Origin of the sequence: Microbacterium sp. MMO-113, from assembly GCF_037148555.1 — a bacterium.
In the GTDB taxonomy this organism is placed as follows: domain Bacteria; phylum Actinomycetota; class Actinomycetes; order Actinomycetales; family Microbacteriaceae; genus Microbacterium.
On sequence record NZ_JBBCTD010000003.1, the window covers coordinates 239,390 to 252,613 of the forward strand.

13 protein-coding genes are annotated in these 13,224 nt (G+C 70.1%); 7 read left to right on the forward strand and 6 right to left on the reverse strand.

The window, feature by feature from the left end; translation table 11 throughout:
- The first annotated feature begins 6 nt into the window (after positions 1–6).
- Positions 7–1,710: a helicase-associated domain-containing protein gene (locus WFJ36_RS11725; protein WP_336643321.1), complete on the forward strand. Its 1,704-nt coding sequence runs from the start codon at positions 7–9 to the stop codon at positions 1,708–1,710.
- A gap of 36 nt (positions 1,711–1,746) precedes the next feature.
- Complete coding sequence (locus WFJ36_RS11730; RefSeq protein WP_071328824.1) at positions 1,747–3,387, forward strand: DNA repair helicase XPB; 1,641 nt, start codon at positions 1,747–1,749, stop codon at positions 3,385–3,387.
- Positions 3,388–3,402: 15 nt separating this feature from the next.
- Here the strand turns inward: WFJ36_RS11730 and WFJ36_RS11735 are convergent, their stop codons facing one another.
- Positions 3,403–4,410 carry a CPBP family intramembrane glutamic endopeptidase gene (locus tag WFJ36_RS11735; RefSeq protein WP_336643322.1) on the reverse strand — a complete coding sequence of 336 codons (1,008 nt, stop codon included), beginning with the start codon at positions 4,408–4,410 and terminating at the stop codon, positions 3,403–3,405.
- Between the two features lie 118 nt (positions 4,411–4,528).
- On the opposite strand from WFJ36_RS11735, the gene WFJ36_RS11740 reads away from it, so the two are divergent.
- The 3 genes from WFJ36_RS11740 (at position 4,529) to WFJ36_RS11750 (ending at position 7,380) form a co-directional block, all read left to right on the forward strand.
- Positions 4,529–5,221, forward strand: coding sequence for a response regulator transcription factor (locus tag WFJ36_RS11740; protein WP_025105529.1), 693 nt, complete (start codon positions 4,529–4,531; stop codon positions 5,219–5,221).
- 61 nt (positions 5,222–5,282) lie between these two features.
- The gene (locus tag WFJ36_RS11745; protein WP_071328826.1) at positions 5,283–6,971 is read left to right on the forward strand and encodes a sensor histidine kinase; all 1,689 of its coding nucleotides are present in this window, start codon (positions 5,283–5,285) and stop codon (positions 6,969–6,971) included.
- 121 nt (positions 6,972–7,092) lie between these two features.
- On the forward strand, positions 7,093–7,380 hold the full coding sequence (locus WFJ36_RS11750; RefSeq protein WP_336643323.1) for a WXG100 family type VII secretion target: 288 nt from the start codon (positions 7,093–7,095) through the stop codon (positions 7,378–7,380).
- Positions 7,381–7,448: 68 nt separating this feature from the next.
- Here WFJ36_RS11750 and groL read toward each other — a convergent pair whose 3' ends face one another.
- From groL to WFJ36_RS11770, 4 genes are all read right to left on the reverse strand, one after another.
- On the reverse strand, positions 7,449–9,068 hold the full coding sequence (groL, locus tag WFJ36_RS11755; RefSeq protein WP_071328827.1) for a chaperonin GroEL: 1,620 nt from the start codon (positions 9,066–9,068) through the stop codon (positions 7,449–7,451).
- Between the two features lie 124 nt (positions 9,069–9,192).
- A complete protein-coding gene (locus WFJ36_RS11760; protein WP_256209425.1) occupies positions 9,193–9,759 on the reverse strand; it encodes a LytR C-terminal domain-containing protein in 567 nt (188 codons plus the stop codon).
- A gap of 66 nt (positions 9,760–9,825) precedes the next feature.
- Positions 9,826–10,086 (reverse strand): DUF3263 domain-containing protein, encoded by a 261-nt coding sequence (locus tag WFJ36_RS11765; protein ID WP_071328829.1) that lies wholly within the window; start codon positions 10,084–10,086, stop codon positions 9,826–9,828.
- 9 nt (positions 10,087–10,095) lie between these two features.
- On the reverse strand, positions 10,096–11,088 hold the full coding sequence (locus tag WFJ36_RS11770; RefSeq protein WP_336643324.1) for a DUF2332 domain-containing protein: 993 nt from the start codon (positions 11,086–11,088) through the stop codon (positions 10,096–10,098).
- Between the two features lie 71 nt (positions 11,089–11,159).
- Here WFJ36_RS11770 and msrB point away from each other — a divergent pair, with 71 nt between their 5' ends.
- Positions 11,160–11,564: a peptide-methionine (R)-S-oxide reductase MsrB gene (msrB, locus tag WFJ36_RS11775; protein ID WP_136051543.1), complete on the forward strand. Its 405-nt coding sequence runs from the start codon at positions 11,160–11,162 to the stop codon at positions 11,562–11,564.
- Positions 11,561–12,244: a nitroreductase family protein gene (locus WFJ36_RS11780; RefSeq protein ID WP_442927857.1), complete on the forward strand. Its 684-nt coding sequence runs from the start codon at positions 11,561–11,563 to the stop codon at positions 12,242–12,244. The genes msrB and WFJ36_RS11780 overlap by 4 nt, the downstream gene beginning before the upstream one ends.
- On the opposite strand, the gene WFJ36_RS11785 is transcribed toward WFJ36_RS11780, so the two are convergent.
- Positions 12,241–13,155, reverse strand: coding sequence for a DMT family transporter (locus tag WFJ36_RS11785; protein WP_071329115.1), 915 nt, complete (start codon positions 13,153–13,155; stop codon positions 12,241–12,243). The genes WFJ36_RS11780 and WFJ36_RS11785 overlap by 4 nt on opposite strands.
- Positions 13,156–13,224: the final 69 nt, after the last annotated feature.

Consider the following 13,224-nt stretch of genomic DNA (forward strand, 5'->3'; position numbering starts at 1 on the left):
GCATCGATGAGCACGCACGCACGCCCGTTGGCCGACGACCTGGCTGCGGCGAGCGATGACGAGCTGGCGGCGCTGCTGACCGCGCGCGGCGTGCGTCCTGACGCCGCCTGGCAGGATCTCTTCGACGCCGCGGAGGCTCTGCTGGAGCCCTCGTCGATCGGCCGCGTGCTCCCGACCCTCACCGCCGGGGAGGCCGCCGCGCTCGTCGATGCTGCGACGGGAGGCGACGCCGGCACCGGGCGTGAGCGCCTGACCGCACTCGCCCTGCTCCGCCGCGACGGCACGCTGCATCCCCCGGTCGCCGACGCCGTCGCCGGGAGACCACGGCCTGCTCCGCTCGATGAGACGCCCGCACCGGCCGCGGAGGAGTCCGCGGCCGCGCACGCCGCCGAGCGCGCGTTCACCACTGTCGGCGTGCTCGCCGACATCCTCCTGCTCGCCAGAGAGCAGCCGTTCGCACTCCTCATGGGCGGGGCGGTGAGCGCAGGACAGAAGCGCCAGCTCGCCGAGGCGGGTCTCGCCGTCGAGAGCGTGGACCCGCTGGTAGCTCTCGCCGTGCGAGCCGGCCTGGCCACCCCCGTCGAGCGGCTGCTGCGCACCACACCGGCAGCAGAGGACTGGCTCCGCTCCCCCGCTCCCGCCCGCTGGGGCCTCCTGGCCACGGCCTTCCGCGACACCCTCCCTCACGGGATCCGCACCGCGACGGGCGGCTGGCTGCCACCCAGCCAATGGCCTCTGGCCCACCCGTGGGATCCGGCCTGGCCGGAAGAGGCAGCCCGACAGCTCGAGGCCGCCCGTCTGCTCGGCCTCATCGCCGAGGACGGCTCCGAGCCCCCGTGGTCCCCGCCGTTGCGAAGCGGCGAGGCTGCGGACCCGTCACCCCTGGCGACGCTCCTGCCCGCAGAAGTGGATCGGATCTTCCTCCAGAACGACCTCACCGCGATCGCCCCCGGTCCGCTGCAGCCCGCACTGGACGTGCGCCTGCGCACCATGGCCCGCCGAGAGTCCGCCTCCCAGGCCTCGTCGTACCGGTTCACGGCGGAGTCCATCGCGCACGCCTTCGCCGCAGGAGAGGACGAGGCGTCGGTCCTGGAGTTCCTCGGTGGGATCTCGCTCACGGGCATCCCGCAGCCCCTGGGCTACCTCGTCGCGCAGACCGCGCAGCGTCACGGGCTCGTACGGGTCTCGGTCGATGACGAGACCGGACGCACACGGGTGGAGAGCGCTGATGCGCACCTCCTCGAGGCCATGGCGGTCGACCAGTCGCTGCGCCCCCTCGGGCTCGCCGTGCACGTGGGATCATTGACGACCAAAGTCGGGCAGGACACCGTCTACTGGGCGCTGACCGACGCCCGGTATCCGGCGACGCTCGTCGAGCGCGACGGGACCGTCGCGGTGCGCACACGCCACCCGGCCGCCGTGCCGGATCCCGACTCCGACCCCGGCTACGGACCGCTGATCGCCCGACTGCGCGAACGTCAGGGTCCTGACGCGGACGCCGCGTGGCTGGACAGGGAGCTGGAGGCGGCCGTGCGCGCGAAGGCCGTGCTGCGGGTGACGGTCGGCATGCCGGACGGTTCCACCAGGGATCTCCTGCTCGAAGCCACCGGGATCGGCGGTGGACGACTGCGCGGGAGGGACAGGGCGGCTGACGTCGAGCGCACCCTGCCCGTGTCGAGCATCCGCGCCGCGACCGTCGTCCCGTCCTAGGCCCCGTACAGCCAGGGGCCGGTAGACTGGTCAGCTATGTCTGATGGCCCCCTGATCGTCCAGAGCGACCGCACCGTGCTCCTCGAGGTCGCCCACGCCGACGCCGAGAGCGCCCGCCACGAGCTCGCGATCTTCGCCGAGCTGGAGCGCGCGCCCGAGCACATCCACACGTACCGGATCACGCGGCTCGGTCTGTGGAACGCCCGCGCGGCCGGGCACACCGCCGAGGACATGCTGGAGACGCTCGACCGCTGGTCGCGCTTCCCCGTGCCGCCCTCCGTCGCGGTCGACCTGCGCGAGACGGTCAACCGGTACGGGCGCCTGGTCATCGAGCGCGACGACGAGGGCGTGCTCATCCTGCGCTCGACCGACCCCGCCGTGCTGGCCCAGGTCGCGAACAACAAGCGCATCCAACCGCTGCTCATCGGGCACCCGACGCCGGAGACGTTCGTCGTGGACGCCTGGGCACGCGGTCAGATCAAGCAGGAGCTCCTGAAGATCGGCTGGCCCGCGGAGGACCTCGCCGGCTATACGCCGGGCACCCCCCACGAGATCGAGCTGGCCGAGGACGGGTGGGCCATCCGCCCTTATCAGCAGGACGCCGTCGACGCGTTCTCGAAGGACGGCTCGGGCGTGGTCGTGCTCCCCTGCGGCGCAGGCAAGACGATCGTGGGCGCCGGGGCCATGGCGGCGACCAAGACGACGACGCTCATCCTCGTGACGAACACGGTGTCCGCACGGCAGTGGCGGGACGAGCTTCTCAAGCGCACCAGCCTCACCCCTGAGGAGATCGGCGAGTACTCCGGCCAGGCCAAGGAGGTCAAGCCCGTCACGATCGCGACCTACCAGATCCTCACGGCGAAACGGAAGGGCGAGTACGCACACCTCGCGCTCCTCGACGCGCTGGACTGGGGTCTCATCGTGTACGACGAGGTACACCTGCTCCCGGCGCCGGTGTTCAAGCTCACCGCCGACCTGCAGGCGCGGCGTCGGATCGGCCTGACCGCGACCCTGGTCCGGGAGGACGGCCGTGAGGGCGACGTGTTCAGCCTCATCGGCCCGAAGCGCTTCGACGCCCCCTGGAAGCAGATCGAGGCACAGGGGTTCATCTCCCCCGCCGCCTGCTTCGAGGTGCGGGTCGACCTTCCCCCGGCGGATCGCCTGGAGTACGCGGCGGCCACCGACGACGAGCGCTACCGGCTCGCGGCCTCCGCCCCGGCGAAGATCGACGCGGTGCGCGAGCTGATCGCGGCGCACGAGGGCGAGCAGATCCTCGTCATCGGACAGTACCTCGACCAGCTCGACGCCCTCTCGCAGGCGCTCGACGCTCCGCAGATCACCGGGTCCACCCCGGTCGAGGAGCGTGAGGAGCTCTACCGGGCGTTCCGCGAGGGCGACATCTCGCTGCTCGTGGTGTCGAAGGTCGCGAACTTCTCCATCGACCTCCCCGAGGCGTCGGTCGCCATCCAGGTGTCCGGCTCGTTCGGTTCGCGCCAGGAGGAGGCCCAGCGTCTCGGACGACTCCTCCGCCCCAAGCAGTCCGGCCACACCGCGAGCTTCTACACGCTCGTGGCCCGCGACACGATCGATCAGGACTACGCGCAGAACCGGCAGCGGTTCCTCGCGGAGCAGGGCTACAGCTATACGATCATGGACGCCGAGGCGATCGCCGCCTGACCGGCGTGCGGGCGCTCAGCCGCGCAGCATCCGCGGGAGCTGATGCGTCCCCGCCGCGCCGTCGCTGATCGCCGCGGTCCGAGTGATCCCTCGTCGGCGCGCCCACCGATCTGCGACGGCGGCGAAGACGACCATCGCCGCCGCCGAGCCCAGCAGATCGACGGGCGTCCCCGAGGTCGCGTTCGCATCGACCACGGCGACGGAGCCGAGCAGGAAGATCATCAGATTGTTGACGATGTGCAGCGCGATGGCCGCCTCCAGCCCACCGGTGCGCCACGTGAGCCACGCGGCGACGACGGCGAAGAGGCCGACGCTCGCCGCGCCCCAGACGTCATACCCGTGTCCCAGCACGAACAGCGGCACCGGCAGCAGGATGGCGAAGGCGGGGTGCCGGAGCCAGCTTCCGACGAGCTGCATCAGGTAGCCACGGAACACGTACTCCTCCGCGGCGGCCTGGAACGGGATCAGCACGAGCAGGAGCACCACCATGAGCAGGAGCCCCGGATGGGAGAAGTCCGGCGTCACGGCATCGCCCGCGGCCGCCGACCAGCCGAGCACCACCGCGAAGTAGACGACGAACACCGCGAGCGCCAGCGCGAGGGTCCGGCCGAGCCAGCCCATCCGCAACCGCCCGGTGACCGACGACAGCAGGCCGACGCCTCGTCCCTGGACGACCCGCGAGGCCAGCAGCAGCGCCGGGATCATGAGGATGAGCGGGAGCACGAGCGCCACCAGGAGCCACGGACGGTCGAGCTGGAAGAAGGCGGTGGTGCGGAAGAGCATCTGCAGCTCCGCTCCCCATTCCGGGACGAGGGCCGCCACGATCACGAGCGGCACGATCACGAGCACGAGGATCGCGAGGTAGAAGGCGATGCCGAGGAGGCCGGTGAGCAGCGGCTTCCACCAGCGGGGGCGCGGGCGGAGGAGCGCCAGACGGTGGTACTCGATCCCGCGAGCGGACACCTCCGGCGAGGGGGCGGACGGGGAGACGGGGGCGGCGGTGGCGTCCTCGATCGAGCTCATGCCTCGATCCTCCCCCGGACGGCTATGCAACACATCCACCGGCCGGCGGATGGACCGCATCCACGCCGTTCCGCAGGATAATCAGCCCGCGCATGGCCGAAGTCACCATAATGGGGTCATGACTGCTGCGCGCATCCTGGTCGTCGACGACGAGCCCAACATCCGCGACCTGCTTTCCACGGGTCTCAGCTTCGCCGGGTTCCAGGTGAAGACGGTGGCCAACGGCGCCGCCACGATCTCCGCCGTCCTCGAGGAGGAGCCGGACCTCATCATCCTCGACGTCATGCTCCCCGACATGAACGGGTTCAGCGTGACCAAGCGCCTCCGCGGCGCCGGCTTCACCGCACCCATCCTCTTCCTCACCGCCAAGGACGGCACGGAGGACAAGATCGAGGGCCTGAACGCGGGCGGTGACGACTACGTCACGAAGCCGTTCAGCCTGGACGAGATCGTCGCCAGGGCCCAGGCCATCCTGCGCCGCACCATGCAGGCCGACGAGGAGTCGATCATCCGCGCCGGCGAGCTCTCCATGGACCAGGACACGCACGACGTGCACGTCGGCAAGGAGCCGATCGACCTCAGCCCTACCGAGTTCAAGCTCCTGCGTTACCTCATGCTGAATCCGAATCGGGTGCTGTCGAAGGCGCAGATCCTCGACCACGTCTGGGAGTACGACTTCAACGGCGATGCCGGCATCGTGGAGAGCTACATCTCGTACCTCCGGCGCAAGATCGACCCGCACACGGAGGAGTCGCTGATCCAGACGAAGCGCGGCTTCGGTTACATGCTGAAGGTGGGCAAGACGGTCTGACACCGTCGACCCCGTACCCGCCGTCCGTCGACGGCACCGCCGTCGCAGCAGGGAGGACCGCATGGCGCACAAGCCGGATGCGGTCACCGCGTGGTGGCGACGGATCAGCCTTCGCGCCAAGGTCACCGGTGTCACCGTGGCCGTCCTCGCGCTGGGCCTGCTCGTCGCGGGTATCGGCACGGTGCCGCTGCTGCGCAACGCCCTCGTGGAGAACATCAATGCGCAGCTCCCTGCACTGGTGACCAGCGACCTCGTCAACCGCTATTTCGACACGACGACGATCGACGGCGTCACCACCTATACGCCGAGAGACGAGAAGCCCCGTGACTTCTCGTTCGCCATCTACGACGCGGAGGGCGCCCTGCGCGCGACCGCGCCCAGTGCCTCCGGCCGGGCTCCGGTCTTCCCCGCCGAGTACTCCCTGTCCGACGCCCAGGCGAACGAGGACCAGGTGCTCGCTCTCGAGGACACGGACGGCCGGGTCTACCACGCCGCCGCGGCCGTCGTGCAGCAGGAGGGCGACCCGCTCAGCATCCAGATGGTGGCACTCCCCCTCGCCGAAGCCGACCGCATCATCAGCCAGTACTTCGGGATCTACATCACCATCGCCCTGATCACGATCCTCGTCGCGGCGCTGCTCACCCGCGGTCTCGTGACCCTGACCTTCCGACGACTCGGACAGGTGGAGCAGACCGCCATGTCGATCGCCGCCGGCGACTTCCGACAGCGGCTCACCGACCTGGAGCCGACCACGGAGGTTGGCCGCCTCAATGCGGCCATCAACACCATGCTCGACCGCGTGGATCGCTCCCTCGCGCAGCGCGACCGCACGGTGCAGCACATGCGCCGATTCATCGGAGATGCCAGTCACGAGCTGCGGACGCCGCTGGTCAGCGTCCGCGGGTACGCAGAGCTGTACCGCATGGGCGCGATCAAGGGCGAGGAGGACACCGCCCGGGCGATGGAGCGCATCGAGAAGGAAGCCATTCGCATGGGCGTCCTCGTGGAGGACCTGCTGGCGCTCGCCCGTCTGGATGAGGAGCGGGAGCCGCAGATCGTTCCTCTCGACCTCCGTCCCATCGCCCGCGACGCCGCCTTGGACGTGCGCGCCGCCGCCCCTGGCCGGGTGATCTCCGTGATCGACCGCACGGTCGAGAACGTGCCGACAGCTCCCATCCGCACGCCTGTGGTGCCCATCGCCCCCGAACCCGCCCCCAAGACGCGCCCCCGGGCCACCCTGTCGCGGCTGCGCCGTCGTCCGCGGACGCCCGAGCAGCCCCCGGCCATCGATTTCACCGAGGTGGCGGACATCCCGGTCCGGACGCCGCCGATCGTGCTCGGCGAGGAGAACAAGGTCCGACAGGTGGTGACGAACCTCCTGGGCAATGCGCGCCGATTCTCGCCGGAAGACAGCCCGATCGAGATCGTCGTGGACTCGGATCGCGTCGCCGGGACCGCGAGCATCTCGATCGTCGACCACGGCGAGGGCGTGCCACCGCAGATCCGCGAGCAGATCTTCGAGCGGTTCTGGCGCGCCGACACGTCGCGGGCGCGCGAGACCGGAGGATCCGGTCTCGGGCTCGCCATCGTCGCCTCGATCCTCAAGGCGCTTAATGGCGACATCGCCGTCTCCGAGAGTCCAGGAGGCGGAGCCACCTTCACCGTGACCCTGCCGCTGGCTCCGGCGCGTTCGACACCGGAGCATCTTCTGGAGGACACGCAGCCGTTGGACCGCCTCGACCAGCCGTAGCGGCCGCTTCTGCACAGACGGCCCTCATGGCGCGTTCTCCCGCCTCCGGCGCGGTGATCCGACCCCCGACTCGTCGTCGCTGCCGTCGGCGTATCGTCGGGCTTCCTCGAAGGGAGTTCCCATGACCGTCTTCACCGTCGACACCGACGCCGTCCATGCGGCGGAAGCCGCGACCCGCGCCACCATCGAGCGCCTGCGCAGCGAATCCGCCACCCTCATGTCTCAGCTCAGGCAGCTGCAGACCGCATGGGTCGGCACCGCCGCCACGGCGTTCCAAGGCTGCGCCGAAGAGTGGCAGGGCGCTCAGCAGCACGTCGAGCTCGTCCTGGACGGGATCGGGACGTCGCTCGGCGCCGTGGCCACCCAGTACGCCGAAGCGGATCAATACTCGGCGAGCCTGTTCCGCTGAGACGCAGAAAGCCCCCGGCCGGAGCCGGGGGCTTTCTGTGAGACGGAGTCTCTGAACCTCTCAGAGGATCAGAAGTCCATGCCGCCCGTGGGGTCACCCGCGGGAGCAGCGACCTTCTCCGGCTTGTCGGCGACGACGGCCTCGGTCGTCAGGAACAGACCGGCGATCGACGCGGCATTCTGCAGCGCAGAGCGCGTGACCTTCGCCGGGTCGATGATGCCCTGTGCGAACATGTCGCCGTACTCGCCGCTGGCGGCGTTGAGGCCCTGGCCCGCGGGGAGCTCGGACACCTTGTTGGCGACGACACCCGGCTCGAGACCGGCGTTCAGCGCAATCTGCTTCAGCGGAGCCTCGATCGCCACGCGGACGATGTTCGCACCGGTCGCCTCGTCACCCTCGAGCGAGAGAGCGTCGAGAGCCTTCGTGCCGGACTGGATGAGGGCGACACCACCACCGGGGACGATGCCCTCCTCGACGGCAGCCTTCGCGTTGCGGACGGCGTCCTCGATGCGGTGCTTGCGCTCCTTGAGCTCGACCTCGGTCGCAGCGCCGGCCTTGATGACGGCCACGCCACCGGCGAGCTTCGCCAGACGCTCCTGCAGCTTCTCACGGTCGTAGTCGCTATCGGTGTTCTCGATCTCGCGACGGATCTGCGTGACGCGACCCTCGATCTGGTCGGCCTCGCCGGCACCCTCGACGATCGTGGTCTCGTCCTTGGTGACGATGACCTTGCGCGCACGACCCAGCAGGTCGAGCGTGGCGTTCTCGAGCTTCAGGCCCACCTCTTCGGTGATGACCTGGCCACCCGTGAGGATCGCGATGTCCTGCAGCTGCGCCTTGCGACGGTCGCCGAAGCCGGGAGCCTTGACGGCGACCGACTTGAAGATGCCCTTGAGCTTGTTCAGCACGAGGGTCGCGAGGGCCTCACCCTCGACGTCCTCGGCGATGATGACGAGCTCCTTGCCGTCCTGGATCACCTTGTCGACGATGGGCAGGAGGTCCTTGATGTTGGAGACCTTCTGGTTCGCGATCAGGATGTACGGGTCTTCGAAGACAGCTTCCTGGCGCTCCGGGTCCGTGACGAAGTACGGGTTCAGGTAGCCCTTGTCGAAGCGCATGCCCTCGGTGAGCTCGAGTTCGGTGCCGAAGGTCTGCGACTCCTCGACCGTGACGACGCCTTCCTTGCCCACCTTGTCGATGGCCTCGGCGATGAGCTCGCCGATCGCGGGGTCGGCGGCGGAGATGGAGGCGGTCGCGGCGATCTGCTCCTTGGAGTCGATCTCCTTCGCCGAGCTCAGCAGCTCCTCGGTGATGGCGGCGACGGCCTTCTCGATGCCGCGCTTGAGAGAGATGGGGTCGGCGCCGGCCGCGACGTTGCGCAGGCCTTCGCGGACCAGGGCCTGGGCGAGGACCGTGGCGGTCGTCGTGCCGTCGCCGGCGACGTCGTCGGTCTTCTTGGCGACCTCCTTGACGAGCTCCGCGCCGATCTTCTCGTACGGGTCGTCCAGCTCGATCTCCTTGGCGATGGAGACACCGTCGTTCGTGATCGTGGGGGCGCCCCACTTCTTCTCGAGCACGACGTTGCGACCACGCGGGCCGAGGGTCACCTTGACCGCGTCGGCGAGGATGTTGAGGCCACGCTCGAGGCCGCGGCGGGCCTCCTCATCGAAGGCGATGATCTTTGCCATGAGTTTTGTCGTCCCTCCTGGACGTAGACGGTGGGTTTAGCACTCAGAGTGAGAGAGTGCTAACGCCATTCTGGCACTCGACACCATCGAGTGCAAGCCGCGTCGTCCGGGAGTCGGGCGAGGGTCAGGGCGCGGGAGTCTCGGGCACCGATGCCGCCCGGTCGACGCCGATCACGATGGTGAGCTGCTTCTGCCCGTCCTCCGTCTGGCCCGCGTAGTAGTCGCTCTGCTGCACCTCGGCGCCGCCGATGACGCCGGCGAGGCCCTTCGCCGCCTCCTCGTCCTCGGCGCTGACGTAATAGACGGTCGTGGTCTCGAAGTCGTCGCTGGCGCTGTCGCTGGCGAGCACGGTCGCCGCCGCCCAGCCGGCGTTGATGAGGGTGTCGCGCATCTGGTCGTCCAGCCCGCTGTCGGGGGTCGCGTTGAGGATGAGCACCGAGTAGGTCGGGTCGATCACCCCGGTCTGCTCGGGCGTGGGAGCCACGGACGACGTCGGCTCCGGAAAGAGGTCGATCCGTCCCATGACGACCAGAGCGCCGAAGATGCCGGCGATGATGAGCACGAGAGCGGCGACGAACGACCACAGGAGCACGACCCAGCCGTTCATCCCCGGAGCTTCGGCACGGTGTGCTCCCACACGTCCGGTGGAACGGGGGACCTCGTCGAAACGGTCACGGGGGGGCTTGGACACCCCTCGATGCTAGCGGCACGTCGCTGGTAAACCGTTCCATGACGAGCACGACCCCGCAGGATCAGGTCATCCGGTGAACCCGGGGATCCGGGACGTGCGCCGGGCGCTTCTGGCGTCCCGCAGTCGACGCAGTCGGCCGACGAGGATCGGATCGAAGGCGAGGGCCGCCTCGGAGTCGATGAGACGGGCGAGCAGCTGGTAGTAACGCGCCGCGCTCATGCCCAGTCGCGCACGGATCGCTTCCTCCTTCATACCGCCGTGGCGCGGCCAGGCGGCCTCCAGGGCGAGGATCGCGCGATCGCGTTCCGTGAGGTGGTCAGCGGGCATGCCCTCAGATTAGGTCGTGGTCGACGGATCGCCCGCGCGCCACTCCCACCAGGCGCCGAGCGGGTCGGCAGCGGCGCGCACCCGCCCGTCGAGCGCGACGACGAATCCGCGCCAGGCCTCCGCGACGACCGGTGGGTCCCAGACGTCGAGGAGAGCGGGCGGGTCGATCGTGACCCAGCGCGCGGGCAGCGTCGCGATCGTCTCGATCAGCGCCTCCCGCTGCTCCCGGGGGATGTGCACGAGAACCCCGGGGGTCGTGATCACCAGCGTGGCATGCGCCGGCGCGGATCCTGCCAGCTCCTCCAGATGGGCGGCTGCGTCTCCGGCGACGAGAAGCGGCGGCTCGGCGGCCGCGATGTCGAGCGCGGCGGTGATGCGCTGCTCCCTCCCCTCCTCTCCCGGCCACACGAGCGCCCGCAGCCAGCGCCGATCCTCTTCGTTGGCGGCGTCCAGCGGGGCGAGGTCGATCCCGGCGCGCCACACCACCTCCGGCATGCGCAGCGGGGGGAGGTCGCCGGTGACGGTGCTCTCCAGCACCACGGTGGAGGGACCGTCGAGGGGGTCGAGCGCGCGACGAACGGACCCGCCGTCGTCGATGAAACGGTATGAGTAGCGATCGGGATAGAGGCAGAGGCCGGCGGAGGCGCCGACCTCCAGCAGCGCGATCGGGCCCTCGATCTCGGAGAGCACCGGCAGCAGTGCCGCGGTGCGGAGGGGCTCGTTGGTCTGCAGGGCGCGGCTCGTGCATTCCTCGACGAGTCGAGAGGCATTGGTCAGGACGAACCGACGCCACTCGCGGTACGTACCGGGACCGGCACCGAGCAGGCGGGACACGGCGAACACGAGCGGAGGCTGGCGACGGGTGGCGGGAATCCGCAGCAGAACCTCGCTGATCTCGTCGTCTTCGGCGACCCCGGCCGCCCACTCCCCGTACAGGGCACTGCGCCCCGGAGCCTCCACGGCCGCGAATCGGGCATAGCGCTCCTGCACGGCATCCTTCATGCGTCCATTCTGACGGGGAGCGCCATGAGGGCCCTGCACAAGGGAGAATGGAGAGGACTCAGGAGGACACGATGCCCTACAGCGTGAACAAGACCGAAGACGAGTGGCGCGACGAGCTCGGCGAAGAGCAGTACGCCGTGCTGCGCCAGGCGGCGACCGAGCGGGCGTGGACCGGTGAGCTGCTCGATGAGGAGCGCGCCGGACTCTACACCTGCGGCGCCTGCGGCGCCGAGCTCTTCAAGAGCGGCACGAAGTTCGATTCCGGCTGCGGCTGGCCGAGCTTCTACGAGTCAGTCCGGCCGGACGCCGTCGAGCTGCTCGAGGACGACAGCCTCGGCATGGTCCGCACCGAGGTCCGCTGCGCATCCTGCGGTTCGCACCTCGGCCACGTCTTCCCGGACGGCTTCGGCACCCCCACCGGTGACCGCTACTGCATGAACTCGATCGCGCTGAACTTCACGCCCGACGAGTCGTGAGCGCCCTCGACGCGGTCCGCGCACGGCAGTCCTGGTCGAAGGTCGGGGACACCGCCCCGGGACGCGAGGAGCTGGTGACGCTCATCGGCGCCGCCGGTCGCGTCGCCGATCACTCGTCCCTGCGCCCCTGGCGGCTGATCGAGCTGCGCGGCCAGGACCGCGAGGCGCTCGGCGCCGCGATCGCGGAGGCGCAGGGGGACGCCGAGCCGTCGGCGAAACCGCTGCGGGCCCCGCTCCTCATCGCCGTGGTCGCGAGCTACCGGGCGAGCGAGAAGGTGCCACGCTGGGAACAGGAGGCGGTGGCCTCCGGCGTCGCCCACGTCCTGAGCCTGCTGCTCGACGAGGCGGGATGGGGCGTCATCTGGCGCACCGGCCAGTACACGCGCTCGGAACCGGTCGCGCGCATGCACGGGCTGGGGCCGGACGAGGAGCTTCTCGGTTGGCTCTACGTCGGGGCGAAACCCGAGGGCAAGAGCCCGGGCCGCCGCAAGACCGTCGACGCCCGCGCGCTCCTGACCCGACCGCCGAGACTCTCGCCGGAGGCGCGGGCCGCTGCTGAGGCGGCCGCACGGGAGGCCGAGAAGCAGAAGGCCGAGAAGGCCGAGAAGAAGGCCCGCAAGAGGGCGAAGAAGAAAGAGAAGAAGAAGGCCAAGAAGGCCGCCAAGAAGACCCGCTCCTAGAGCCGGCGGCGTCGCCAGGGCACCGCGACCAGCACCGAGCCGACCGCCACGATCACCATCGCGACCACCTGCCACAGCGCCGGTCCCGCCTGCGCCGGCCAGAGCAGGTCGATCACGACGGACGTGACGAGCTGCCCGAGCACCGAACCCAACCCCATCAGCAGCACGCCGGTGTGCGCGACGATGAACGCGCCGAGCAGGATGTAGCCCGCCCCCAGGAAGCCGCCGAGGTAGAGCCAGGGCTCGGTCGGCAGCGCGGCCGGCCATCCCCGCACGGCGACGCTGATGCCGGCGGCGACCGCGAGCACCAGGGTGCCGGCGATGAAGCTCATGAGCGTGGCGGCGATCGGCGACTGCACGCGTTGAGCCAGCCGCCCGTTCGTCGCCGCCTGCCAGGCGATGCCGACACCCGCGGCGAAGGGCAGCAGGAGCATCCACAGCGGCGCGGTCGCCAGCACGTCGCCCGAGAGGGAGATCCCGACCGCGGCGAGCGCCAGCACCCCGCCCATCACCCGACCGGGGGTGACGGCCACGACACCGGCCGGCCCGAAGCCGATGCGGTCGAGGACGAGGCCGTGCAGGGTCTGCCCTGCCACGACACCCACCGTGAAGAGGGAGACGCCGAGGATCCCCGCCGTCAGACCCTGGGTGGACACGGTGAGAGCGCCGCAGGCTCCCCCGAGGAGCATCCAGAACGGGATGCTCCGATCGCGGATGCCGCGCCCGAGGCGCAGGGCACCACGGCGCGCCGAAGGCAGGAAGGAGATGACCACGGCGAGGGCCACGAGTCCTACCGCGAAGGACAGGAAGCCGGCGACGATGCCGTTGTCGACGCGCACGCCCAGGACCCCGTTGATGCGCGCCTGGATCGCGGTCATGACTCCGATCGCGACGGCTCCCCCGAGCGCCAGAGGAGCAGGGATGCGGCGGGCGGGGGTCACCTGTCGACACTATCGGAGCCTCCGCGCGCACCTGTCCTC

Excerpts from the sequence above, each read along its gene's own strand:
- WFJ36_RS11725 (WP_336643321.1), top strand. The coding sequence starts at position 7 with ATGAGCACGCACGCACGCCCGTTGGCCGACGACCTGGCTGCGGCGAGC.
- WFJ36_RS11730 (WP_071328824.1), top strand. The coding sequence starts at position 1,747 with ATGTCTGATGGCCCCCTGATCGTCCAGAGCGACCGCACCGTGCTCCTC.
- WFJ36_RS11735 (WP_336643322.1), bottom strand. The coding sequence starts at position 4,410 with ATGAGCTCGATCGAGGACGCCACCGCCGCCCCCGTCTCCCCGTCCGCC.
- WFJ36_RS11740 (WP_025105529.1), top strand. The coding sequence starts at position 4,529 with ATGACTGCTGCGCGCATCCTGGTCGTCGACGACGAGCCCAACATCCGC.
- WFJ36_RS11745 (WP_071328826.1), top strand. The coding sequence starts at position 5,283 with ATGGCGCACAAGCCGGATGCGGTCACCGCGTGGTGGCGACGGATCAGC.
- WFJ36_RS11750 (WP_336643323.1), top strand. The coding sequence starts at position 7,093 with ATGACCGTCTTCACCGTCGACACCGACGCCGTCCATGCGGCGGAAGCC.
- groL (WP_071328827.1), bottom strand. The coding sequence starts at position 9,068 with ATGGCAAAGATCATCGCCTTCGATGAGGAGGCCCGCCGCGGCCTCGAG.
- WFJ36_RS11765 (WP_071328829.1), bottom strand. The coding sequence starts at position 10,086 with ATGCCCGCTGACCACCTCACGGAACGCGATCGCGCGATCCTCGCCCTG.
- WFJ36_RS11770 (WP_336643324.1), bottom strand. The coding sequence starts at position 11,088 with ATGAAGGATGCCGTGCAGGAGCGCTATGCCCGATTCGCGGCCGTGGAG.
- msrB (WP_136051543.1), top strand. The coding sequence starts at position 11,160 with ATGCCCTACAGCGTGAACAAGACCGAAGACGAGTGGCGCGACGAGCTC.